This is a genomic window from Synechococcus sp. 'PEA 65AY6A-5F PE A' (genome assembly GCF_047462575.1).
Lineage (GTDB): Bacteria > Cyanobacteriota > Cyanobacteriia > Thermostichales > Thermostichaceae > Thermostichus.
This window is the reverse complement of record NZ_JAOALE010000043.1, coordinates 1-22,106: the sequence shown is the minus strand read 5'-3', so window position 1 is coordinate 22,106 and position 22,106 is coordinate 1. Positions and strand designations below refer to the sequence as shown.

At 60.8% G+C, this 22,106-nt stretch carries 19 protein-coding genes and 1 pseudogene; 11 read left to right on the top strand and 9 right to left on the bottom strand.

The features are described from left to right. Positions 1-223 precede the first annotated feature (223 nt). Entirely contained in the window at positions 224-1,378 is a 1,155-nt protein-coding gene (locus tag GG26_RS12055) for an RNA-guided endonuclease InsQ/TnpB family protein (protein ID WP_414390842.1), read from the bottom strand. 129 nt (positions 1,379-1,507) lie between these two features. Between GG26_RS12055 and GG26_RS12050 the strand changes: the two genes are divergently transcribed. From GG26_RS12050 to GG26_RS12020, 7 genes and pseudogenes are all read left to right on the top strand, one after another. Continuing rightward, positions 1,508-2,359 carry a helix-turn-helix transcriptional regulator gene (locus GG26_RS12050; protein ID WP_414390839.1) on the top strand — a complete coding sequence of 284 codons (852 nt, stop codon included), beginning with the start codon at positions 1,508-1,510 and terminating at the stop codon, positions 2,357-2,359. A gap of 2 nt (positions 2,360-2,361) precedes the next feature. Then, entirely contained in the window at positions 2,362-5,043 is a 2,682-nt protein-coding gene (cas3, locus tag GG26_RS12045) for a CRISPR-associated helicase Cas3' (protein ID WP_414390836.1), read from the top strand. 311 nt (positions 5,044-5,354) lie between these two features. Beyond that, complete coding sequence (locus GG26_RS12040; RefSeq protein WP_414390834.1) at positions 5,355-6,533, top strand: transaldolase; 1,179 nt, start codon at positions 5,355-5,357, stop codon at positions 6,531-6,533. 26 nt (positions 6,534-6,559) lie between these two features. Continuing rightward, positions 6,560-8,050 (top strand): annotated as a pseudogene (locus GG26_RS12035) (cobaltochelatase subunit CobN); the annotation flags it as partial. 49 nt (positions 8,051-8,099) lie between these two features. Further along, complete coding sequence (locus GG26_RS12030) at positions 8,100-8,420, top strand: DUF2605 domain-containing protein (RefSeq protein ID WP_011429617.1); 321 nt, start codon at positions 8,100-8,102, stop codon at positions 8,418-8,420. Further along, positions 8,420-8,683, top strand: a complete 264-nt coding sequence (locus tag GG26_RS12025) for a DUF2973 domain-containing protein (RefSeq protein WP_041438126.1) — start codon at positions 8,420-8,422, stop codon at positions 8,681-8,683. The genes GG26_RS12030 and GG26_RS12025 overlap by 1 nt, the downstream gene beginning before the upstream one ends. Before the next feature lie 292 nt (positions 8,684-8,975). Continuing rightward, on the top strand, positions 8,976-9,407 hold the full coding sequence (locus tag GG26_RS12020) for a GerW family sporulation protein (RefSeq protein ID WP_011429615.1): 432 nt from the start codon (positions 8,976-8,978) through the stop codon (positions 9,405-9,407). On the opposite strand, the gene GG26_RS12015 is transcribed toward GG26_RS12020, so the two are convergent. Further along, the gene (locus GG26_RS12015; protein WP_240530493.1) at positions 9,404-12,736 is read right to left on the bottom strand and encodes an AAA family ATPase; all 3,333 of its coding nucleotides are present in this window, start codon (positions 12,734-12,736) and stop codon (positions 9,404-9,406) included. The genes GG26_RS12020 and GG26_RS12015 overlap by 4 nt on opposite strands. A gap of 334 nt (positions 12,737-13,070) precedes the next feature. On the opposite strand from GG26_RS12015, the gene GG26_RS12010 reads away from it, so the two are divergent. Further along, complete coding sequence (locus GG26_RS12010; protein ID WP_011429613.1) at positions 13,071-13,607, top strand: thioredoxin domain-containing protein; 537 nt, start codon at positions 13,071-13,073, stop codon at positions 13,605-13,607. 243 nt (positions 13,608-13,850) lie between these two features. Here GG26_RS12010 and aroQ read toward each other — a convergent pair whose 3' ends face one another. Continuing rightward, positions 13,851-14,354 (bottom strand): type II 3-dehydroquinate dehydratase, encoded by a 504-nt coding sequence (aroQ, locus tag GG26_RS12005; protein ID WP_011429612.1) that lies wholly within the window; start codon positions 14,352-14,354, stop codon positions 13,851-13,853. Between the two features lie 208 nt (positions 14,355-14,562). After that, the gene (locus GG26_RS12000; protein ID WP_011429610.1) at positions 14,563-14,712 is read right to left on the bottom strand and encodes a hypothetical protein; all 150 of its coding nucleotides are present in this window, start codon (positions 14,710-14,712) and stop codon (positions 14,563-14,565) included. Between the two features lie 169 nt (positions 14,713-14,881). Here GG26_RS12000 and GG26_RS11995 point away from each other — a divergent pair, with 169 nt between their 5' ends. Continuing rightward, positions 14,882-16,096 (top strand): Era-like GTP-binding protein, encoded by a 1,215-nt coding sequence (locus tag GG26_RS11995; RefSeq protein WP_011429608.1) that lies wholly within the window; start codon positions 14,882-14,884, stop codon positions 16,094-16,096. Here the strand turns inward: GG26_RS11995 and lipA are convergent. Together lipA and GG26_RS11985 are read right to left on the bottom strand one after the other, a co-directional pair. Further along, positions 16,093-16,965, bottom strand: coding sequence for a lipoyl synthase (lipA, locus tag GG26_RS11990; RefSeq protein ID WP_011429607.1), 873 nt, complete (start codon positions 16,963-16,965; stop codon positions 16,093-16,095). The genes GG26_RS11995 and lipA overlap by 4 nt on opposite strands. Positions 16,966-17,043: 78 nt before the next feature. Next, positions 17,044-17,541: a DUF4079 domain-containing protein gene (locus GG26_RS11985; protein ID WP_011429606.1), complete on the bottom strand. Its 498-nt coding sequence runs from the start codon at positions 17,539-17,541 to the stop codon at positions 17,044-17,046. Positions 17,542-18,107: 566 nt separating this feature from the next. On the opposite strand from GG26_RS11985, the gene GG26_RS11980 reads away from it, so the two are divergent. Then, positions 18,108-19,319: an argininosuccinate synthase gene (locus GG26_RS11980; protein WP_011429604.1), complete on the top strand. Its 1,212-nt coding sequence runs from the start codon at positions 18,108-18,110 to the stop codon at positions 19,317-19,319. A 140-nt stretch (positions 19,320-19,459) separates the two neighbouring features. Here the strand turns inward: GG26_RS11980 and ahcY are convergent, their stop codons facing one another. Then, on the bottom strand, positions 19,460-20,740 hold the full coding sequence (gene ahcY / locus GG26_RS11975) for an adenosylhomocysteinase (RefSeq protein ID WP_011429603.1): 1,281 nt from the start codon (positions 20,738-20,740) through the stop codon (positions 19,460-19,462). Between the two features lie 110 nt (positions 20,741-20,850). Between ahcY and ruvX the strand changes: the two genes are divergently transcribed. After that, a complete protein-coding gene (ruvX, locus tag GG26_RS11970) occupies positions 20,851-21,330 on the top strand; it encodes a Holliday junction resolvase RuvX (protein WP_011429602.1) in 480 nt (159 codons plus the stop codon). Here ruvX and GG26_RS11965 read toward each other — a convergent pair. Both GG26_RS11965 and GG26_RS11960 read right to left on the bottom strand, forming a co-directional pair. Next, positions 21,297-21,665 carry a YraN family protein gene (locus tag GG26_RS11965; protein ID WP_049749715.1) on the bottom strand — a complete coding sequence of 123 codons (369 nt, stop codon included), beginning with the start codon at positions 21,663-21,665 and terminating at the stop codon, positions 21,297-21,299. The genes ruvX and GG26_RS11965 overlap by 34 nt on opposite strands. 94 nt (positions 21,666-21,759) lie before the next feature. Then, the gene (locus GG26_RS11960) at positions 21,760-21,882 is read right to left on the bottom strand and encodes a hypothetical protein (protein ID WP_041438124.1); all 123 of its coding nucleotides are present in this window, start codon (positions 21,880-21,882) and stop codon (positions 21,760-21,762) included. Positions 21,883-22,106 lie beyond the last annotated feature (224 nt).

Below are 22,106 nucleotides of genomic sequence, written 5' to 3'. Positions count from 1 at the left end.
AAGTTGGTTTGCTAAGTGCTGCTATTGTACCCCTTGAGCCCTTAACAGGCTGTATTTTTGCCAGGTGAGTTGTTTAGAATGCGCTCATCCTGGCCAAGGTAAGCAATGCTACGTCAGATAGAGCGGATCCTGAAGCTAGATATGCTGCTGCGCTCCGGACAGCGAAAGACAGCCGCTTCGCTGGCTGAGGCTTTGGAGGTAAGTAAACTACCCGACACCCGCGCTATGCGCAGGGTGCGGGCTTTATCCCAATCCCTAGCGGCCCCAGAGGACAGCTAAGTTTCGGAATTTCAGGCGAGTTTACAGTCGCCCCAAGGAGAGAGATTACTTGAGCAGCGTTATAGTCAGCATCCCCTTCCCACCCGCAGTGTCCACACTTGAACAACTTGCCGCTGCGGTAGGACTTACCCTGCTCAGGGTGGATGTGCAGGCATTTGTGGCAGGTCTGCGACGTGTAGGCAGGCGGCACCAGCACCACAGGCACTCCAGCAATGGCAGCCTTGTAGGTCACAAACATCCTGAGCTGGTAGAACGCCCAGTTGTTAGTCCTGCGCCGCTCAGCCTTACTCCGAGACTTCTGATTCAAGCAATCTCTGATGCCTGTCAAGTCTTCAAAAGCCAGTGCCGCACCAATAGCCTGGGCATCCCTGACCAAGGTTTTGCTGATGTTATGGTTCAGCCATGTCTGGTAGCGCCGTTCTCTCCCAGAGAGCCTTCTCAACAGCCTCCTAGAGCTGCGAGTGCGTTTGGATTGAACCTTGGCGCGTACACGGCTGAACCGGTCACGGACGGCCTGGATGTGTTCTCCACTCCAAGAGCGTCCGTTGCTAGCGGTGGCGATATCCCGCCTGCCCAAGTCAACTCCGATTACCTTTGGAGTTTTACCGGTCGGGGGAGTGTCCAACTCAACCGCAATGTTGATGTAGTAGTCCCCTTGCTTGGTCTTGGACAGAGTAGCACTGGTGGGCGTTTGCCCCCGCAGCAAAGCGATTTGATAACCGCCAATCTTGAGCTTGAGCCAAACCCGTCCGCTCATCAGGGTCACGCCCACGGCTTGGTCGGACTCTCGGTACTTAAAAGTACGCACATCCAAAGTCAGGCTGGTGGGGCGAAACTTGTGGACTTGTTTCACCGCTTTGGCGTTGCTAATCACACGGCGGAGCGCCTGACAGACGTGGTTGGCTTTCAACCCCGTTGCCGCTCTCACTGGCCTATAAACCAAGTGGTGCAGCTTGGCGGTGTTCCAGCAGTTCTTTTGTTTGGCGGTGTCGAGAATCTGGTTGCAAGCATTCGCAAAGCCCTGCAAAGTGCGGTCAATTTCTTGACGCAACTCTTGTGGGACTATCAGCTTGCAACGTACAGAGATAGTCTGGCTCATGGGCTTATTGTAGCTCATCCAGGCTTTGACTAGCAGGCGGGCTTTCCTCCCGGCACCAAGCCTGCGGCTATGGTGCGGGCCTCCAGCCCGAAAATAGGTGAACGAACGGTTCGAGCGGATATTAGTTTCTTGAAGGATCGCTTTCAAGCCCCCATCAAAGTCAGCCGTGAAAAAGGGTATCACTACACTGATCGGGAATGGCGCTTGCCGACGATACCCCTCACTAAGGGGGAGCTGTTTGCCCTGACTTTGGGAGCGAGAATGCTGGAAGCCTACGCCGGATCGGCCTATGCCCCGCAGTTGCGCTCGGCAATTGGGCGGTTGGCGCAACGGCTTCCAGAGCAGGAGTGGCTGGATCTCCAGCAGCTAGCCGATGAGCGGCTCATCTTTCGGGCAGGGGCAGAAACCCATCTGGATTGGGAGATTTGGCAGCGGTTGGAGGATGCCTGTCGGGAGAAAAGACGAGTGTGGATGCGCTATCGCACCGCCAGCCGAGGCGATCAAGTGTCGGAACGGGAGTTGGATCCCTATCTCTTGCACATCTACCGCGGCACCAATCCCTACGTGATTGGCTGGTGCCACAAAAGACAACAAGTGCGCTGGTTCCGGGTAGATCGGATCCTGGCTCTCAAAACCCTGCCGGAAACTTTTGAGATCGACCCGACTTTCGATCCCAAAGCCCATCTGGCGATGATTTTTCAGCATGAGGCGGGCGGGATCCCTCGCCAGGTAAGAATTTGGTTTGACGCCCAAACGGCACCCTTCATTCGGGAGCGGCGCTGGCATCCGACCCAGGTCATTGAAGAAAACCCAGACGGATCCCTGATTCTGCGCATAACCGTGCGGGGGATGAATGATGTAAAGCGCTGGGTGCTGGGCTACGGCAGAGGAGCCAGAGTGCTGGAGCCTCCGGATTTGGTGGACATGATGCGGCAAGAGATCTGCGAGATGAGCCGGCAGTACGTTGACGAGGAGCCCTAGCGATGAGCAAGTCCCGATTTTGGGCCAAGACCGGACAGGGACAGTTGCGAGAAGATGGCCGACCTCTGTACCATCCCGTCCTCTGCCACCTAGCCGATACGGCAGCTGTGGCCATGGAGATCGTGCAAACCTACCTTAGCCCCCTTGCTCGTCAGCAGCTCTCAGTAGGATTGGGGCTGGAAGGGGATCCCTTAGCTCGCTTTTGCGGGTTCATGGCAGGGTGTCACGACCTAGGCAAAGTCAGTCCTGCCTTTCAATTTCAAGTGAGCGAGGTGGGAAAAGCGCTGGTGGGATCCCGTCTCTACGACCTGTGGCGCAGCTATCCCAACACTGGCCAAGCAGCCCCTCATGGAACGGTTACCGCCGCAACCTTGCCCGGCTTTCTGGAAGAGCTGGGGCTGCCCAAGAAACTGGCCCAAAAATTGTCAGCTATTGTCGGCGGTCATCATGGCTTTTTCCCGGGACTTCAGGATATTCAAAGTCTCTCCCCCGACGATGTCGGTCGAGGGGAGTGGATCCCATTTCGTCGAGAGATCTTCCAGCAACTACAAGATTTTGTTGGGCTGAAGAGGGAGGGGATCCCTGCCCGCTGCAGCAATTCCGCCGCCATGATCTTGGCCGGCCTGGCAACCGTTGCCGACTGGATTGCCTCGAATACGGAGAGTTTTCCCTACGCCAACGACGAGCCCTTCGAGACCTACGCTCAAGGAATAGCCGAAAAGGCCCAACAAGCCCTGAAAGCCCAGGGTTGGATTGCGCCCCCCACAGACAGCCCTCTTACTTTTCAGGCTCTCTTTGACTTCATCAGCGAGCCGCGACCGCTGCAATTGGCAGCCATTAACCTGAAGGACAGGCTGGCTCCACCCTGCTTGGTCATTGTCGAGGCCGCCATGGGAGAGGGCAAAACCGAAGCTGCGCTCTACCTGGCCGACCACCTGCAGCATCAAGCCGGAGCCGGTGGCTTTTACATCGGCCTGCCTACCCAGGCAACCAGCAACGCCATGTTCGAGCGCGTCAAGTCATTTTTGCAAAAGCGCTATCCCGATGCCATCGTAAACCTAACCCTCAGCCATGGGGCAGCAGCTCTCAAAGAAGATTACCTGGACACCGTCTGTCGCCTGGATCAGGTTTATGACCAGGAGGGCAAAGGCGTTTTTGCCAGCGAGTGGCACACTGCCCGCAAGCGGACGCTGCTCAGCCCTTACGGGGTGGGCACCCTTGATCAGGCTCTGATGGGAGCAGTACGGGCCCGCCACCAGTTTGTCCGCCTGTTTGGTCTGGCAGGCCGCATCATCATCCTGGACGAGATCCACGCCTACGACCTCTACACCAGCACTCTCCTGGAGCGATTTTTGGAGTGGGCAGCCGTTTTGGGATCCCCCGTGATCGCCCTCTCGGCCACCTTGCCCGCCGGTACCCGCCAACGATTGCTGGCTGCCTATGCCAGAGGCTGTGGACAGCCCCCGCCCGACTCACCTAATGCCCCTTACCCTCGCATCACAGCCCTAGCTTCTGGAGCGGCCCTAGCTCAGTCTTTTGCTCCTTCCGAGCATGTGCGCCGTCAATTGGGGATCCGCTGGGTCAGGGATGACCAGTGGCCCGCAGAACTCTCGCAAGTGCTTTCCAAAGGGGGCGGGTGCGTTACTGTTATCTGCTCAACGGTAGATCGCGCCCAGTGGGTGTTTCAGCATCTCCAGAAGTATTTTCCGCCGGAAGAATTGGGCCTGTTTCACGGGCGCTTTTTATTCAAAGATCGAGAGCAGATTGAGAAGCAATGCCTGGAGAGATTCGGCAAAAATGGACATCTCCGTCCCTCTCATTTTGTTTTGGTGGCAACCCAGGTCATTGAGCAAAGCTTGGATGTGGATTTTGACTTAATGATCAGCGATCCCGCTCCCATTGATCTTCTCCTACAGCGCTCTGGGCGGCTCCACCGCCATCCGCGGGACAAGCGACCACCTGAGCTATCTGCTCCCTACTTGTGGATAGTGGAACCAGAGCTAGCCGAGGAGGGCAAGGCTAATTTTCGGGAGAGCAGCTCTATCTACGATCGGCACATTCTCCTACGCAGTTGGCTGGCTCTAAGAGAGCGTTGCAACGTGCAACTGCCTGAAGAAATCGACGACCTAATCGAATCGGTATATGACTTGGAGATGCCTATCCCCGAAGCATTGGAAACCGTTCATGCTCAAGATTGGCGAGAGTCTTTGGAAAAGTACAAAGTTGAAGAAGAGGATGCTAAAAGATCTCGAGCTAATGAAGTAAAGATCCCACCGCCAAATGCTGATGTGAGGCCCGAACAGTTTACCTACCTAAAAAAAGAGGATGACGAAAGCACTATCGCTGCCGTTACCAGACTTGGGCAGCCTTCGGTGGCGACAATTTTCTTGCAACAAGGGAAGACCGGTTTAGTCTTTCCCGGCTCTCACGATCCAGTGGATCTAGAAACTGAGCCCAGCCTGCCGATGATTCGTAGGCTACTGGCCCACAGTGTTCGCATTGCTTCCCGCCAGGAGCTTGTAAAGGAGCTGCTGAGGCGGGAAAACCCCAAAACTTGGACATCTGCTTTGCTGCGTAACTGTCGCTACGTTGTCTTGAACGCCGAAGGCTGGGCTCAAGTTGGCAAATGGCGACTGCGGTTGGATCCTAACCTAGGGATCACCATCGAGAAGATGAACAGCTAACGTTAGGGAGGAGCTCATGGAAACTCAGTCCTTTAATCTCACCAAAGAAAAGTGGATCGTTGTCCCCACACCCGTGGGGGTGAACCGAACTGCGTCAAGGGGCGATGGTGCGTCGGCAAGAGTTGTCCCCACACCCGTGGGGGTGAACCAATCTATGAGCCCCCTGGTAGTTCTCCTGCTGTACGTTGTCCCCACATCTGTGGGAGTAGCCGGCTAGACAATTAAGACAATCTCACATCTACCGGGATCCCTTGCCTAGGTGGGCGACACTGGGGCTAGGTCGCAGAAGCGCGATATCTAAGGAGGGGAGTATGAGCAGGAGCTTGCTGGAGCAGTTGCGAGAGATGACGGTGGTGGTGGCCGACACGGGGGATATCAACGCCATCGAGACCTTTAAGCCGCAGGATGCCACCACCAATCCCTCTTTGATTACAGCAGCCGCCCAAATGCCCCAGTACCAGGGCATTGTCGATGAGACCTTGCTCAAGGCCCGCCAAGACCTGGGATCCAAAGCCGACACCAAAGCCGTGGTGGCCCACGCCATCGACCAACTGGCGGTGGCCTTTGGCGTGCGCATTTTGTCCATCATCCCCGGTCGGGTTTCGACGGAGGTGGACGCCCGGCTCTCCTACGACACAGCAGCCACCGTGGCCAAGGCCCGCCATCTCATCGAGCTCTACAAGGCGGCAGGGGCGGATCCCAAGCGGGTGCTCATTAAGATTGCGGCTACTTGGGAAGGGATCCGCGCCGCCGAGATCCTGGAAAAAGAAGGGATCCACTGCAACCTGACTTTGATGTTTGGCCTGCACCAGGCCATTGCCTGCGCCGAAGCGGGGGTAACCCTCATCTCGCCCTTTGTGGGCCGCATCCTGGATTGGTACAAAAAACACACAGGCCGGGAGAGCTACCCGCCCGCCGAAGATCCAGGCGTGCAGTCGGTAACCCAGATCTACAACTATCTGCGCAAATACGATTACCCAACGGAAGTGATGGGGGCCAGCTTCCGCAACATTGGCGAGATCATCGAGCTGGCCGGCTGCGATCTCCTAACCATCTCGCCGGCTTTGTTGGCGGAGCTGCAAAACACCGAGGGCCAGCTGGAGCGCAAGCTGGATCCGGAAAAAGCTAAGAAAATGGATATTCCCCGCCTGGTGATGGATCGGGCCACCTTCGACCAGATGCACCGGGAAAACCGCATGGCCTCGGAAAAACTAGAAGAAGGGATCCAGGGCTTCTCCAAGGCGCTGGAGGTGCTGGAAAAACTGCTCACCGAGCGGCTGCAGAAGCTGGAGGGCGCCAAGGAAACGATTACCCACGCCGCCCAGGATGTCTTCCGCATCTACGACCTGGATGGGGATGGCTTCATCACCCGCGAGGAGTGGATGGGAGCAGATCGCGTCTTCGATGCCCTCGACACTAACCAAGATGGCAAAATTACTCCCGAAGAAATGCTGGTCGGACTGGGGGCAGCCGTTTATCTGAGAAATTAGCCAGGCAAGCAAGCCCTATGGGCGAGAGCTTTCGCCGCTTTGGAGACGCAGTAGCCGCCCTGGAGGCCCAGGCCCGCCGCTGGATTGCCCAGTATCTGCAGGGGATCCCTTACGATCCGCCGCCGGGGCCGGCGGCCAGACAAGTGCTGCACTGGATCGAGACCGACTTGCTCCCTCGGCTGCAGCAAACCCCCCAGGAGCTGAGGCATCTCCTGCACGGGCTCAACGGCGGCTATGTGCCCAGCGGCCCTTCCGGTGCCCCCACCCGGGGCCGGGTGGAGGTGTTGCCCACCGGGCGCAACTTCTACTCGGTGGATATCCGCGCCATCCCTACCCCCACCGCCTGGCAGGTTGGCTCGCTGGCTGCCGAGCGGCTGGTGGAGCGCTACGTGCAAGAGCAGGGGGAATATCCCCGCCACCTGGGCCTATCCGTTTGGGGCACCTCTACCCTGCGCACCGGCGGCGACGACTGGGCCGAGGCGCTGGCGCTCTTGGGAGTCAGGCCCCGCTGGGAGGGGGGACGGGTGGTGGATATTGAGATTTTGCCCGTGGCGGTTTTGGGCCGGCCCCGCGTGGATGTAACCCTGCGCATTTCTGGGTTCTTTCGCGATGCTTTTCCCAACCTGATTGCCCTCTTCGACCGCGCCGTGCAGGCCGTGGCCGCCCTGGAGGAGCCGGAAAGCGACAACCCCCTGCGGGCCCAGGTGCTGGCCGATACCCAGTACTGGCAGGAGCAAGGGATCCCGCCTTCAGAAGCGGCAAAGCAAGCGCGGCTGCGCATCTTTGGCTCCAAGCCGGGGGCCTACGGAGCCGGCCTGCAGGGGCTGATCGAGGCGCAAAACTGGGAAACGGAAGCGGATCTGGCCCGCGCCTACCTCAACTGGAGCAGCTACGCCTACCGGGCCGAGGGCGAAGGAGAGCCGGCCCCCGCAGCCCTGCGGCGGCAACTGGCCCGCCTGCAAATTGTCCTGCACAACCAAGACAACCGCGAGCACGATCTCCTTGACTCGGACGACTACTACCAGTTTCAGGGAGGCATGGTGGCAGCGGTGCGGGCGCTCCAGGGCCGCAACCCCCAGATCTACTTCGGGGATCACGCCCGTCCCCACAACCCCAAGATCCGCACCCTGGCCGAAGAAATCGACCGCGTCTACCGCGCCCGCGTCGTCAACCCCAAGTGGATTGCCGGCGTGATGCGCCACGGCTACAAAGGCGCCTTCGAGATGGCCGCCACCCTGGACTACCTCTTCGCCTACGACGTCACCACCCACGCTGTGCCGGACTTTATGTACGCTGGCCTGGCCCGCGCCTACTTGCTGGATCCCCGGGTGCAGCAGTTTTTGCGCAACCACAACCCTTGGGCGCTGCGGGACATGAGCGAGCGGCTGCTGGAAGCCCACCAGCGGGGCTACTGGCAAGAGCAGGCGCCGGAGCTGGTGCCCCACCTAGAAGCCCTGATGCTGGAGACGGAAGCCCGCCTGGAGGCTACCCAGGGATCCCTGGCGGGGGAAGGTTAAGTTCGGCTAAGATGCTCTCAGCAAACCAGACGCGGAGGGATCCCGATCCATGAGCAAAGCCAAGCTGTTGCGAGAGATTCTGGGGCCCCTGCTGGAAGATTACCGCTACTGGTTTGAGCGCTCTCGTCGCTTTTTGCAAGAAGAAACTTTAGAATTCATCAGCCCAGAGGCGCAGCAGGCCCTCCTGGAGCGGGTTTTGGCTGCCCAAGCGGAGCTCCAGGCAGCGGAAGCCCTCTATCAGTTGTCGGATAATGAAGTTGGCGTTGACCCGGCCCTGATGGCAAAATGGCATCGCCTGCTGATGGAGTGCGCCGAGCTGGGCCGTCGCTTTCGCCAAATTCACCCCTCCTCCGACTCATCTGACCCGTGATGCTGCAGATCCTCTACCTCATCGCTTTTGTGGCCATTGCCTTTGTAGCCCTGCGCAACCTGGTGGCCAACGTGGTTACTCTGAGCAAAGAAGAGCGCAAGGCCTCGCCACGTCGAGGCCGCCGGCAGGTGCCCCACCCAGAGCTGTTGGATGAAGAAGGCAACCTGACGGAAGAGCCCTTGCTGGTCATTCGCTCGGCCAGCTTGGAAGAGGCCCGCAGCCGCCTGGAGGATCTCTACTCTGGCTCTCCCGACGAGGACTAAAAAAGGGAGTTCAAGAGCGGCGCAGGAGCTCCCCCTTTCTCGGTGTCGGCCCGAGTCAGGTGTGGGGGTGAGCAGCCTTTCCTGGATGAAGTTGCAGTAAAACATTTGGCGCCGAGAACTATCCCCAACTCCCCTCTCCCTCAGGGAGAGGGGCCAGGGGTGAGGGCAGCGGCGCGGGGCGCTTGGGTAGGCAGCAAGGTATCTTAATCTTGTCTGAGACAACTGCAGTCAATCTGGCTCTTCACCCAGTGGCCTCTGGAGCTGGCCTGCAGCGTTTGCGCAAACGTCACCAATGGGATCCGATTCCAGTTCCGATTTCGAGGTGGCAGCCGTCCTGGAGGCGGTGCTGAGCAAGCTGAAGGTTTTGGCGGAGACGGGACAGACCTTTGGCCAGCCGATTACCATTGGCGACACAACGATTGTCCCCTACGTGTCGCTCTACTTTGGCGTTGGGGGAGGAGGGGGCCATTTTGGCAAAACGGCCAGCGGCTTTCGCAGCAACGGACGGGATCCGGCCAGCCTGTTTGGCGGAGCGGGGGGCGGGGTGCGCATCGAGCCGGTGGGCTTTTTGGTGATCCGGGGGGAGCGGGTGGAGCTGCTAACCACGGCCCAAAAGCCCAGCCAGTGGAGCCAGCTTGGCGAGACTATAGTTCCCCTGCTGCAGCAGTGGTTGCAAAGCCGGGCCGACAACTCCTCATCCTCAAATGACCAGCCAAATGACTAGCCGCGAATGAAGAGGCGGGATCCCTGGGGGGAGGGCTGCACGTCGATGCGGTGGGGAAAGGCCTCTTGCAGGCTGGGGATGTGGGTGATCACCAGGATGCAGGCAAAGTCGGAGGCAATGGCGTTGATGGCCGCCAGCAACTGGGCCCGCCCGGTGGCGTCCTGGGATCCAAACCCCTCGTCGATGATCAACGTTTGCAGGTCGGATCCCGAGCGCTGGGTAAGCAGGCGGGAAAGAGCCAGGCGGATGGCGAAGTTGATGCGGAAAGCCTCTCCCCCAGAGTAGGTCTCGTAGGGACGGGTGCCGCGGGGATCGGCGATGAGGATGTCGAGGGTCTCGATCAGCTTCTCCGAGCGCCGCCCCGAGCGCTGGGTTACAAAGCGCAGATGGAGGCGGTGTTGGGTGAGGCGGCCCAGGATCTGGTTGGCCTGGGCCTCTAGCTCTGGCAGGACATTTTCGATGATCAGGGCGGGAATGCCGTTGCGGCCGTAGGCGTTGGCCAGCTCCTGGTACACCTGCTGCTGGCGGCGGGCCTGCTGCAGTTGTCGCTCCAGCTCCGTCCGCTCCGCCTGCTGTTCAAGAGCCTGCTGCAGCCGCTGTCGGGCCGCCCCGATTTGAGAAAGCACCAGATCCAGCTCTTGCCGGTTCTCCTGCAGAGCTTGGCGGATCCCTTCTAGATGAGCCGGGGAAACATCGGGGTGCTCGGCCAGTTGTCGCTGCAGCGCTTCCAGCTCTTGGGCAGCCTGGGCAAAGTGTTGCCGGCTTTCCTGCAGGCGTTGGGACAGGGCCTGGCTGCGGGCTGTGGCTTCCGGCAGCTCCTGGCGGGCCATCTGGAGGGCTTGCAGGCGGGCCGGCCACAGTTGCGCCTGGGCCAGTTCTGCTTTTACCTGCTGGTGCAGGGATCCGTCGTAGCCGACCTGGTGCAGCGCCTGCTCGATCTGGGCCAGGCGTTCTGCCAGCGGCGAGTCAGGGGATCCCGCCTGTTGCAGGGCCTCCAGTTGCGCTTGCAGGGAGGCGATTTGCTCGCCTAGGCGGGCGCGGCGCTCCTGGGCTTTGCGCAGCTCGTGGGAGCGGCCCAGGGCCCAGCGCCAGCGCTCCACCTCTCCCCGTTGCAAGGCATGTTCCCGCTCGTCATAGCCCAGCTGCTGCAGGGCCTGTTGGATCTGGGCAAGCTGCTGCCGCGCCTCTTGGGCATAAGCTTCTTGGCTGAGGATCTGCTCCAGTTCTGCGGCTTCTGCCCGCCGCGCCTCCAGTTGCCGCTGCCGCTCCTGCTCAGCCTCCCACTGCTGTTGCAGGCGCCCCTGAAGGTGCAGGCGCTCGTCCCAGGTGGCCAACTCTTGGCCAAGACGCTGGGCTTCTTCCTGCAGCAGCCCGATCTCCCGGTCGGCCACCGCCAATTGCTCGCGGATTACAAACAGCTCGCCAGCAATTTCCTCTTGCCGCTGGCGGTGTTTCTTCAGCACCACTGCCCTCAAGGACGGGCTGAGCGGACGGGCACAGAGAGGGCAAACCCAAATTGGGGCGGTCGGCACTTTGGTGGGCGGTGCTGGCATGGACTCGGCAGGCTGCTCTGAGAAGAGGGGGTCTGCGGTTACTTCGGATCCCGGTTCTGCAGCTCCCTCGGCAATGGCCTTCGCCCCCGACAAAGCATGGGTGGGACGGCACCGGCCAGAGTCTGGATCCGAAGGGCCCAAGTGATCCGGGCGATCCAGATCTTCTAGCTCTGCAGGATCCAAGCGCTCGGCGTGGAGGGACTCCGCTCCGCTATCGCCAACAGGAAACTCTTCCCAAGGAGCCTCTAGCAGGCGGCAGCGTTCCTCCTCCTGTTGCCACTGGTGCTGGAGAACCCGCTGCCGCTCCTGCAGCTTCTGCACAAAGAGGCGGCGCTCCTGGATTTTTTCCAACACCTGCTGCTGGTAGAGGCGCTGCCGCTCCAGCTCGGCCAGGGCTGCAGCGCTGGCGGCAATTTTCTGGGCCAGGTGCTGCTGCTGTTGGGCCAGGGTTTCCTGGCTTTGCAGGTGCTCCTGGAGGAACTGGAGGCGGGCTTGCAGACGTTCTCCCTCGCGGCGGATCTCCTCCTCCCAGTGCCGTTGTTGCTCCAGGAGGGCAGCGGCTTGGGCCTGGGCCTCGTTTAAGCTTTGCAGGCGCTCCTGGGCTTGCCGGTAGTGGTGGAGGGCGTTTTCGATGCGCTCTCGTTCGGCCAGCACCTGGGCATCGGCCTGGGCTTGGGCCTGGCAGGCGGCCAATTCCTGTTGCAGCCGCTGCATTCTGCGCAGTTGCTGCTGTTGTTGCTCGGCCTGTTGGGCCTGCAGCTTTTGGCGTTCTTGGAGCAGGTATTGCTGTTGCTCGAAGAGGTGGTGAAGATGGCGATCCTGGGCCATCAGGGTTTGATAGCGTTCGTAGCCCGCCAGGATCTCCTCGCTTTGGGCAATCAGCTCTTGCAACTGGAGCAGGTGCTGTCGTTGAGCTCGCCACTGCTGTTCGGTGTGGTGCAGGTTGACGCTGAGCTTGTTCAGGTGCTGGGCAAGCTGCTGGTGGCGCTCCTCCAGGGTGTGGCGATGTTCATAGGCGCGTTCTAGGGCCTGTAATTCCTGCTGCTGTTGGGCCAGGAGCTGTTGCAGATGGATTTGCCGCTGTTGAAGCTGCTCCAGTTCGGCTTGCATCTGCTCGATAGAGACCTGGTGTTGATCCAGCTTGTGCAGGCGCTCTTGGAGCAGGTCGGCTTTGAGCTTGGCGCTGCGGGCCTGTTCGCGGCAACGCTCCGCCAGCAGATCGTACTGCCCCAGCTTGAGCATGTCGGCCAAGATCTGCTTGCGCTCGCCGGGACGCTTCAGGGTAAAGGCATCGGCCTGCCCCTGCCGCAGGTAGGCCGAGTGAACAAAGGTATCGTAGTCGAGGCCGAGCTGATTTTGGATGGCCTGTTGGGTGGCACGCAGGCCGCGGCGGGTGAGGCTGCGCCAACGGGCTTGGCCGTCGCTTTCTCCAGTTTGAATTTGCCACTCCAGGGATCCTTCCCCCGCGAGGTGGCGACTGCGCAGGACGCGGTAGGTTTGCCCCCGCGAGCGGTAGACCACCTCCACCCAGGTTTCGCTGGCCCCCTTGCGGATGAGATCGCTGTCGTTGCTGGCCCGGCTCTGTCCCCAGAGGCCCCAGGTAAGGGCGTCGAGCAAAGCCGATTTGCCCGCCCCGTTGGGGCCGCAAATGCAAGCGGTGTGGATCCCGCGCAGATCCAAAACCGCCTGAGAGTAGCAGAGAAAATTGTGTAAGGTCAGGCGAACTGGGATCACAAGGGCGGCTCTGGTCGCTGCAAAGCAATGGCGATGAGCCATTTGCTCCAGTTTATGAAGTTATTGGCTAGATCCCAAGTTTTGCCACAGCCAGAAAACGGTTGTCCCACCGCCCTGAGCCCACCAGGGAAACTGGCACTGCTGCTGAGGCGGAGCAACCCGAAGGAGCAAGTGCGGTTGCGGAACCAGTAACTAAGAGTTCCTAGGCTTACTGCTGGGCCGGAGCAAGCTATAGCTAGGGGGAGTACGTCCATCTGCCCTCCTCGCCAGCCGGGATCCCGGGAGACAGCCATCCAGAACCTAGTTGGCCCACTGCGGAGCGAGGGGGATGTTAGAACGGGGAAGGCGGAACACCAGATGGCGGAGTGATGGAGCTATGAAGGAAGACTGGGCAAAACGGTTGCGCAACAGTTTAGTTGCCGTGGTGGCCGTGCTCCTGGCGGCAGGCTTGTTTTTAGCCAATCAAGCTCGTCAGGCTGGCACCAGCTTGGCTGACTTGGCTGCAGAGGCAGTGTCCTGGGAGGAAGCGCAGGCCAACGGCAAGCCTTCTCTGGTGGAGTTTTACGCCGATTGGTGCACCACCTGCCGAGCAATGGCACCTCTCCTGGCCAGCCTGAAGAAAGAATTTGCCGATCAGGTGAACTTCGTCATGCTGAACGTGGACAACCCCAAGTGGCTGCCGGAGTTGAGCCGCTACCGGGTGAACGGGATCCCTCACTTTCTCTTTTTGGATGGTCAAGGGGAAGTGCTGGGATTTGCCATCGGAGAGCAGCCTGCCGCCATTTTGCGGGGCAATGTGTTGGCTCTGGCAACTGGGCAGCCCCTGCAGTTGACCAATGCCGGACAGGTGTCTGAGTTGGATCGGGGCAGGCCTGTCCTCCCGCATCAGGCGGATCCGCGCAGCCATGGATAGAGACCTAGGAGCTCGCAGTTGTCGGGCTTGAGGCTCCCAACTGTCCCTCTAAGCCGCCCACTGGTCTTGCCAGTTAACCGCTCCCTGAGTTGCGCCCGCCCCCCTCTCCCACGCCGCTGAGGACGGATGTTCTCCACCGGGAAAACCAGCGCCTACCTCTTCCAGGTGGGGGAGTCCCCGCGGTTGAGGATCGCCAAGCAGCGACTGTCTCGGCAGCGTCGAGGTAAGGCCAAACTTCTTCGGTTAGGCTTGGGCAGCCTGCAGCCGCAGGTGCTGAACTAGAGCCTGTAGGCCCAATAGGTAGCTGTGGGCTCCAAATCCACTGATTTGGCCGATGGCTACAGCAGCAATGTAGGAGTGTTGCCGGAAAGGTTCGCGGCGATAGATATTGCTCAGGTGAACTTCCACCGTGGGCAGCCCTACGGCAGCAATGGCATCCCGCAGAGCGATGCTGGTGTGGGTGTAGGCGCCAGGGTTGATGAGGATGCCGGAGTGCTGCTGGCGAGCCCGGTGAATGGCATCGACCAACACCCCCTCATGGTTAGACTGCAGGATCTCCAGCTTTGCCCCAAGAACTTCTGCCTGCTGGTGGAGCGCCCGATCGATCTGTTCTAAGGACACCGAGCCGTAGATGCCTACTTCTCGCACCCCCAGCAAGTTGAGGTTGGGGCCGTGCAGAACCAGAAGGCTTAGGAGCTCGCCAGCGGAAGCAATGGCAGTCGGATTAACGACGACGATGGGATCCATTTTCTACGGGAATGGGAGCAGGTTGGGGCTGAGGACTTCCCAGAAGAGTATCAATCACACGTTCCACCCATTCGCGGATCTTTTCGAGAACTTTTTCTACCCAATCCATCCGACCTGCCTCGTAGGAGTTACAGAGCCATCAACGGAGCTTGACCAATGGATCTCCATGATAGCGCTTTTTCCCGACAAGCGTGGAAATGCCATCGGACTAGTAAAGGGCGCTCAGGAGCACGATATCCACGACCAGGAGGGCACCTGCAAAGGCCAGCAGGCTGCGCACAATTTGACGCTCTTGTTTGGAGCGATGGGATCCGCCAAGGCGGAGCCAGCGGAGAGAGTTGGGGAGGCGGTACAGCATAGCAACAGTCGATGGGATCCTAACTTAGGAGCGCCAATGCCCCAAGGTGATCATGCCCCATTCTGTGAGCTTCGGATCCCGGCGGACTTCCCCACGCGGGGGGGGAATACCAGCGTGGCTATGGGGACCAATTCCTTTTAGAGTGGGGGTTAGGCCATTTTTGTTGTCGATGACCACTCCTCTAACTCAAGCCGAAACCGTTTTTCAGCGTTGCTGGGATCACTGGCAAGCTCTGGCCAGCCGTCAGGATCTGCAGCCGGAGTTCAAAGCTTTATCCACTCTGCGCAAGCGTCTTGTCACTCGGGTGTTTTCCATTGCGGTGTTTGGTCTGGTCAACCGCGGCAAGTCGGCTGTCTTGAACGCCCTGACCGGCGAGGCCCGCTTGGAGGTAGGGCCCCTCAACGGGGTGACGCAACAGCCGCAATCGCTGCTGTGGCAGCCGGGGCCGGGGATCCCTTGGCAGGTACGGTTCATCGATACGCCCGGCTTGAACGAGATCAACGGAGAAGCCCGCGAACAGTTGGCCTGGGAGGTGGCCCGCGCCGCCGACTTGATCCTGTTTGTCATCGCCGCAGACCTGACCCAGTTGGAGTACCAGGCTCTGTTGGAGCTGCGCACCCTGCACAAGCCCATCCTGCTGGTGTTGAACAAGTGCGATCTCTATTCGGAAGCCGAGTTGCAGGCCATTCGCGCCCAGATCAGCCGCCACTTGGGCTGGGTGTTGCCGCAGGAGATCTTGACGGTGGCCGCCCGTCCCAAGCCCACTAAGGTGCGCACCCACTGGCCAGATGGCCGCATCACCTTGGAATGGGAGCGGCCCGCACCCCAGATCGAGGCCCTGCGAGGGCGCATTGTGGAAATTTTGCAGGCAGAGGCGGGATCCCTCTTGGCCCTCAATGTGCTGAAGCGGCTGGAGCACCTCCAGGCCCAGCTCTGGCAAAAGCAGTGGCAGCACCACGCCCGCTTTGTCGAGCAATGGGGCACGGCCTGCGCCCTCGGCAAGGGGATCGCGGTGGGCTTGGCGCCACTGGGGCTAGATCTGCTGTTGGCGCCGCTACTGGATGGGCTGTGGCTGTTGGGCCTGGGAATGCGGCTGCGCCTGCCCTGGGGATCCTTACGGGAGGCGCTGGGATCCGCCCAGGAGGGGCTGTGGCGACTGCTGCTGCTCAATGGGGCGCTGCTGCTTTTGGCCGAGGGGGTGAGCTCTTGGCTGTGGGGAGGCTGGAGCAACAGCCTCTTGCCGGGTCTGGTGGCGGGGGCGAGTTTGTACCGCTTGGGATCCCTGGCGCCACGGGTGTTGCTCCGGTTTGCCCCAGAGGGGTTCGGCCTAGGGGCCCTCTTGCGGGATCTCATCAGCAGCCAAGAGCTGGCTGAAAAGGCCTAGGGTTCCTCTTCCCGGCCATCCTGAGCCATTTCGGCGGCGTGGTAGGAGCTGCGCACCAGGGGCCCAGAGCGCACCTGGCGAAACCCCATCTGGAGGGCAATCTGGCCCAGCTCGACAAACTCCTCCGGCGTCCAGTAGCGCTGCACCGGGCGATGGGCCAGGGAAGGCTGCAGATACTGCCCCAGGGTGAGCCGGTCACAGCCTACCGCCAGCAGATCTCGAAAGGTTTCCAGCACTTCTGCGCGGGTCTCGCCGTGCCCCAGCATCAGGCCGGACTTGGTGGGCAGGCCGGGATCCAGCTCCTTCACCGTTCGCAAAACCCGCAACGACAGGTCGTAGCCAGAGCTGCGCCGCACCGCCTGCGACAGCCGGCGCACCGTTTCGATGTTGTGGTTGTAGCAGGTCGGTCGGGCCGCCACCACACGGGCAATGCAGTCGCGCTCCCCGCGAAAATCGGGGGTGAGCACCTCGATCTGGATCCCAGGGCAGCGCCGCCGAATCGCTTCCATCACCTCCACGAAGCGGCCGGATCCCTGGTCGGGCAGGTCGTCGCGAGCTACCGAGGTGAGCACCACATAGCGGAGCCCCAGCAGCTCAACGGCCTCAGCCACCTTTTCCGGCTCCTGCGGATCCAACGGCGCGGGCCGCCCGCTAGCCACCTGACAAAAGGAACAGGCGCGGGTACAGATCCCGCCCATCAGCAGGAAGGTGGCAGTCTTTTGGCTGTAGCATTCGGCCCGATTGGGACAGCGCCCCTCTTCGCAGATGGTGTGCAGGCCCCGCTGCTTGATCACCTGCTGCACTGCCGAGATATCGCTGGCCTTGCCGATAGAGCGCTTGACCCAACTGGGAAGAGAGCTAACAGGCATGGGAGGACGAGAAAGAAGAGATAGCGTCCATTGTGGCATGGACGCCTTCCAGATCGATCGCCCTTGGCCGGAAAAGGGCTAGGCCACCTGAGGAGAGGTTAGCATCTGGTTGACGATGCGCTGCACAATTTGAAAGCCAGTCGCCGCCTGCCAGCCCAGGATCCCCAAAATCACCAAATTCAGCAGGAGGTGGACATTGCGAGCCCAGGCCTTTTGGCCATCCTTCATCAGGGGCGCCAAAGCCGCAGAGCTAGCCACCAAGGCCACAATGCCCAATCCCGCCAGCAAGTGGGGGCCAACAAACAGCTTGCCGTTGTTGAGGTAGGTCACCCCCATGCCGCCCAGGGCCCCGAACACCATCAACAGCAAGAACAGGGATCCCGCAAGAAAGTGCCGCTGGCCAAACTTACCCTTGACGAGTTCTTTGCGCTCTTGTGCAGAAGCAGTGCGCAGCCGTCGCACCTGCAGGCCCAGGTAAAGAGCGTAGAGAGCTAGGGCAAAGGCGAAAATCATCAGCACAGGGTGAAAGAAGGGCAAAGCCAGCTTCAGCCATTGGGGAAGTTGAATGCTGTTCATAGGGATTGCGCAACGAAGAGGAGGCTGCCCCTAAATTAACACAAATTTAAAAAACTTCTGTCGCGGCACGGGCGCGTGTGGACTCCGGGAGTGGGAGCCCTATCTGCATCAGATGCTGGTAGAAATGGATTTGCCATTGGCAGCGGGCCAGATGATGGGCTTTGCGACTTGGGTAACGCTGCGGATCCCAATTCCAGTAGCAGTCTTCCAACCAGTCTTGCAAGAAGCCATCCCCAATTTCAGGGTAAGCAGTTGGAGCCTTGATCAGGAGGGGCTTTGTGGCGCTTTTCGGTAACCGTGGATCCCTTTTAGCTTTTTTCCGGTAGCTCGATTGCTGTTGCCTTTTCGGCCTTGCTGCCTGCCCTCTGGGCTTGGGTCGAGGGTGGAAACCGTCCTTGCGCACAAGGCGTTCTTCCTCCCTCCGTAAGCCTGGCCGAGGAGGGATCCCTTGGCGCGCCCCGATACCGTGATGTCTCCCCTTCGTCCGCTGCCACCCCCCGCCTCAAGATCCAAGCCACAGGGCATAATGGGCTAGCAACTTCTTTTGAACAGGGATCCGCAGCAGCATGGGACGGGCAAAGAAAGTGGTATTGGCCTATTCGGGGGGCGTCGATACTTCCGTCTGCATCCCCTATCTCAAGCACGAGTGGGGGGTGGAATCGGTGGTCACCCTGGCGGTGGACTTGGGTCAGGGGGCGGAGCTGGAGGCCATTCAAGCCAAGGCCCTGAGGGCCGGGGCCGAGCAATCCCTGGTGCGGGAGGCCGTCCAGACCCTGATTGCCGACTACGCCTTCCCCGCTATCCAGGCCAATGCCCTCTACGAGCAGCGCTACCCTCTCTCCACTGCCCTGGCCCGGCCCCTGATCGCCCAGCTGTTGGTGGAGGTGGCCGAAGAGGTGGGCGCCGACGCCGTGGCCCACGGCTGCACCGGCAAGGGCAATGACCAAGTCCGCTTCGACCTGGCCATCGCCGCCTTGAACCCCAAGCTCAAGGTGCTGGCCCCGGCGCGCGAGTGGGGCATGACCCGCGAGGAGACCATCGCCTACGGCGAGCGCTACGGCATCCCTATGCCAGTACAAAAATCCAGCCCCTACAGCATCGACCTCAACATCCTGGGCCGCAGCGTCGAAGCCGGGATCCTGGAGGACGCCGACCAAGAGCCGCCGGAGGAAGTCTACGCCCTCACCCGCTCTATTGCTCAAACCCCCGACGAGCCCGCCTACGTGGAGATCGCCTTTGAAGAGGGGATCCCGGTGGAGCTGGACGGGCAGCGCCTCGGCCCCAGAGCCCTCTTCGAGCGGCTCAACGCCTTGGCCGGCAGCCACGGTGTCGGTCGCATCGACATGATCGAGGATCGGCTGGTGGGGATCAAGTCGCGCGAGATCTACGAGTGCCCGGCCCTAACGGTGTTGATCCAGGCCCACCGCGAGCTGGAGAGCCTCACCCTCACTCGCGAGGTCCTCCACTACAAGTACGGCATCGAGACCACCTACAGCCAGTTGGTCTACAACGGCCTCTGGTACTCGCCGCTGCGGGAGGCCCTGGACGCCTTCATCCGCACCACCCAAAAAAGCGTTACCGGCGTGGTGCGGATGCGCCTGCACAAGGGCCAGGCGGTCTGCGTGGGCCGCCGCTCCCCTTACTCCCTCTACAACGCGGAGCTGGCCACCTACGGGGAAGGGGATCAATTCGACCACCGGGCTGCCGAAGGCTTCATCTACATCTGGGGCCTGCCTACCCGCACTTGGGCGCAGGTGCACCGCGGCAGTGGTGCTTGAACTCTACCGCCAGGCAATTTGTCCATCCGGGGTGCTGGTCAACCGGCTAGCCTGCTGGGGGGGAGGTGTCAAGCCGCTTGCCTGCTGGCACGACGGCGCAGGTGGGCCAGGTTTGCCACCGCGGAGGTGAGGGGCTCTCTCTAGGTTCCTGCCGTCCAGGTGTTGCCGTACTCGATCTGCTCCGGGGTAAGGCTGTCGATGGAGATCCCCATGGCTTTGAGCTTGAGGCGGGCGATGGCCTCGTCGATCTCTGCCGGAATGGGGTGCAGCCCTGGCGCCAGGCGGCCACGGTTTTTCACCAGGTACTCGCAGGCCAGGGCCTGGTTGGCAAAGCTCATGTCCATGACGCTGGCGGGATGGCCTTCGGCGGCAGCCAGGTTGATCAGCCGGCCCTCTCCCAGGACGAACACCGATTTGCCCGACTGGAGACGGTATTCTTCCACAAAGGGGCGCACCGTCTGCCGGGAAACCGTCCGCTCTTGCAGCGCCACCAGGTCGATCTCGATGTCGAAGTGGCCGGCGTTACAGACCATCGCCCCATCTTTCATACGGTCGAAGTGCTCGCCGCGGATGACGTGCTTGTTGCCGGTGACGGTGATGAACAGATCCCCCAGGGAAGCGGCCTCGGCCATGGGCATAACCCGAAAGCCGTCCATCACCGCCTCCAGGGCCCGCACCGGGTTGACCTCGGTCACGATTACCTGGGATCCCATGCCGCGGGCCCGCATCGCCACCCCCTTGGCGCACCAGCCGTAGCCGGCCACCACCACCGTTTTTCCGGCCAGAAGAATGTTGGTACAGCGCAGGATGCCGTCCAGGGTGGATTGGCCGGTGCCGTAGCGGTTGTCGAACAGGTGCTTGGTCTCGGCATCGTTGACGGTCATCACCGGGAAGCTGAGCACCCCCGCCTTAGACATGGCCCGCAGGCGCACCAGGCCGGTGGTGGTCTCTTCCGTGGTGCCGATGATCTCCGGGAGCTGCTCCTGGCGATGCTGCACCAGCTCCGCCGTCACATCGCCGCCGTCGTCGATGATCAAGTTGGGACGGTGATCCAAGGCAATTTGCACATGGCGGCGGTAGGTTTCCACATCTTCCCCCTTGATGGCAAAGACCGAGATGCCGTAGTCGGCCACCAGGCTGGCGGCCACATCGTCTTGGGTGGAGAGGGGGTTGCTGGCGATGAGGACGCTCTCCGCTCCCCCTGCCTGCAGCGCCAAGGCCAGATTGGCCGTCTCGGTGGTGACATGGCAGCAGGCCACCAGGCGCAGGCCGGCCAGGGGCTTTTCTTGGGCAAAGCGCTCCCGGATCTGGGCCAGCACCGGCATCTCCCGCGCCGCCCACTGGATCCGTTGCCTGCCCAGAGAGGCGAGGCCCAGGTCTTTAACTTCGTGCTTGGGGAGAGACAGGGTGGCGCTGGTCATCGAGAAGGCTCCAAAGAGAGTTGTCGAAAAAGGATAGAGGTTCAGCCGAGCTACACGGCCAGAGAGAGGGAGTTTCAGGCCGTTACAATGTCGGCAAGAGGGACAAACAGATGTCAACAGACCTGAACTATTCTGCCACAAGGGATCCCTTTTCGGCGCTGGGGCTGGACGTGGGCAACCGCCGCATCGGCGTGGCCGGCTCCGACGGGCTGGGGCTGCTGGCCACGGGGCTGGGGGTGATCCGGCGCCGTTCCCTGCCGGAAGATATCGCCCAAGTGCAGGCGTGGATCCGCCGCCGCCAAGCCACCGTGGTGGTGGTCGGGATCCCGCTTTTGGCGGATGGATCGGTGGGATCCCAGGCCCGCAAGGTGCAGCGGTTTGTGCGGGCGCTGCAGGCGGCCGTGGATTTGCCGGTGGTTACGGTCAACGAGTACCTGAGCACCGTACAGGCGGAGTGGGATCTGCGCCAGGCCGGGATCCCGGCTAAGGCCCAGAAAGCGCTTATCGACCAGCAGTCGGCGGCAGTGATTCTCCAAACTTGGCTGGACGAGCGGCGCTATTCCCAGAGCTCAAAAGCGCCCTGCAGATAGTCTGCCAAAGCGTAGCTCACCCCTTCCTTGCCCGGTCGCTGTTCCACCAGCGCGACATCAAAGCGACAAGCTAGTTCAGCAAGATCAGGGTGCTGGCTCAAGAAAGCTTGGGCGGCCCGGATTAGGCGCTGCTGCTTTTGGATCCCAACCGCCAAAAGCCCCTTTTGATCCCAGCCCTGGCCACTGCGGGTTTTCACTTCCACAAAAATCAACTCCCCTGCCCTAGAGGCCACCAGATCCAGCTCTCCCCAACGACAGCGCCACTGTTGCGCCAGGATCTGCCAGCCTTGCTCCTCCAGGTACTGCCGCACACAAGCTTCGCCAGCCTCGCCCATGTTTTGGAGAGAAGTTCGCTTGGGCAAGGGATCCCCAGCCTACCTAGATACAAACTCCTCGAAGGAACTATTCAGAATCGCTCCCCCCTTGGCCCTAGTGGGCAGAGCCGTTGCCGTGATATTTATCGGTGTCGTAAAAGCCGTTGCGGGTGCCGAAGTAAAAACTTGCCAAAGAGAGGGCAAAAGCAACCCCCACCAAGACTAGCTTTGCATCCACGTGGCCTTCTCCTGATTTCCTCCTGAACCGTAACCATGATAGCCTGTCTCTCCTGCATAGCCCTCTTGTGGGAAGCAGCATCAACATCGGCAAGGCAGGGATCCCAAAGGCCTACGGGCGCGAACGGAGAGCTTTCCTGGATGAGCTGAGCATGCTACCATTCAGGCTAGAAAGGGAGTAGTCAGGCGGCTTACCGCCCTCTGCATCGACATACTGGCTAAAAG

Coding starts and splice junctions, on each gene's coding strand:
- GG26_RS12055 (WP_414390842.1), bottom strand. CDS start 1,378: ATGAGCCAGACTATCTCTGTACGTTGCAAGCTGATAGTCCCACAAGAG.
- cas3 (WP_414390836.1), top strand. CDS start 2,362: ATGAGCAAGTCCCGATTTTGGGCCAAGACCGGACAGGGACAGTTGCGA.
- GG26_RS12040 (WP_414390834.1), top strand. CDS start 5,355: ATGAGCAGGAGCTTGCTGGAGCAGTTGCGAGAGATGACGGTGGTGGTG.
- GG26_RS12030 (WP_011429617.1), top strand. CDS start 8,100: ATGAGCAAAGCCAAGCTGTTGCGAGAGATTCTGGGGCCCCTGCTGGAA.
- GG26_RS12025 (WP_041438126.1), top strand. CDS start 8,420: ATGCTGCAGATCCTCTACCTCATCGCTTTTGTGGCCATTGCCTTTGTA.
- GG26_RS12020 (WP_011429615.1), top strand. CDS start 8,976: ATGGGATCCGATTCCAGTTCCGATTTCGAGGTGGCAGCCGTCCTGGAG.
- GG26_RS12015 (WP_240530493.1), bottom strand. CDS start 12,736: ATGGCTCATCGCCATTGCTTTGCAGCGACCAGAGCCGCCCTTGTGATC.
- GG26_RS12010 (WP_011429613.1), top strand. CDS start 13,071: ATGAAGGAAGACTGGGCAAAACGGTTGCGCAACAGTTTAGTTGCCGTG.
- aroQ (WP_011429612.1), bottom strand. CDS start 14,354: ATGGATCCCATCGTCGTCGTTAATCCGACTGCCATTGCTTCCGCTGGC.
- GG26_RS12000 (WP_011429610.1), bottom strand. CDS start 14,712: ATGCTGTACCGCCTCCCCAACTCTCTCCGCTGGCTCCGCCTTGGCGGA.
- GG26_RS11995 (WP_011429608.1), top strand. CDS start 14,882: ATGACCACTCCTCTAACTCAAGCCGAAACCGTTTTTCAGCGTTGCTGG.
- lipA (WP_011429607.1), bottom strand. CDS start 16,965: ATGCCTGTTAGCTCTCTTCCCAGTTGGGTCAAGCGCTCTATCGGCAAG.
- GG26_RS11985 (WP_011429606.1), bottom strand. CDS start 17,541: ATGAACAGCATTCAACTTCCCCAATGGCTGAAGCTGGCTTTGCCCTTC.
- GG26_RS11980 (WP_011429604.1), top strand. CDS start 18,108: ATGGGACGGGCAAAGAAAGTGGTATTGGCCTATTCGGGGGGCGTCGAT.
- ahcY (WP_011429603.1), bottom strand. CDS start 20,740: ATGACCAGCGCCACCCTGTCTCTCCCCAAGCACGAAGTTAAAGACCTG.
- ruvX (WP_011429602.1), top strand. CDS start 20,851: ATGTCAACAGACCTGAACTATTCTGCCACAAGGGATCCCTTTTCGGCG.
- GG26_RS11965 (WP_049749715.1), bottom strand. CDS start 21,665: ATGGGCGAGGCTGGCGAAGCTTGTGTGCGGCAGTACCTGGAGGAGCAA.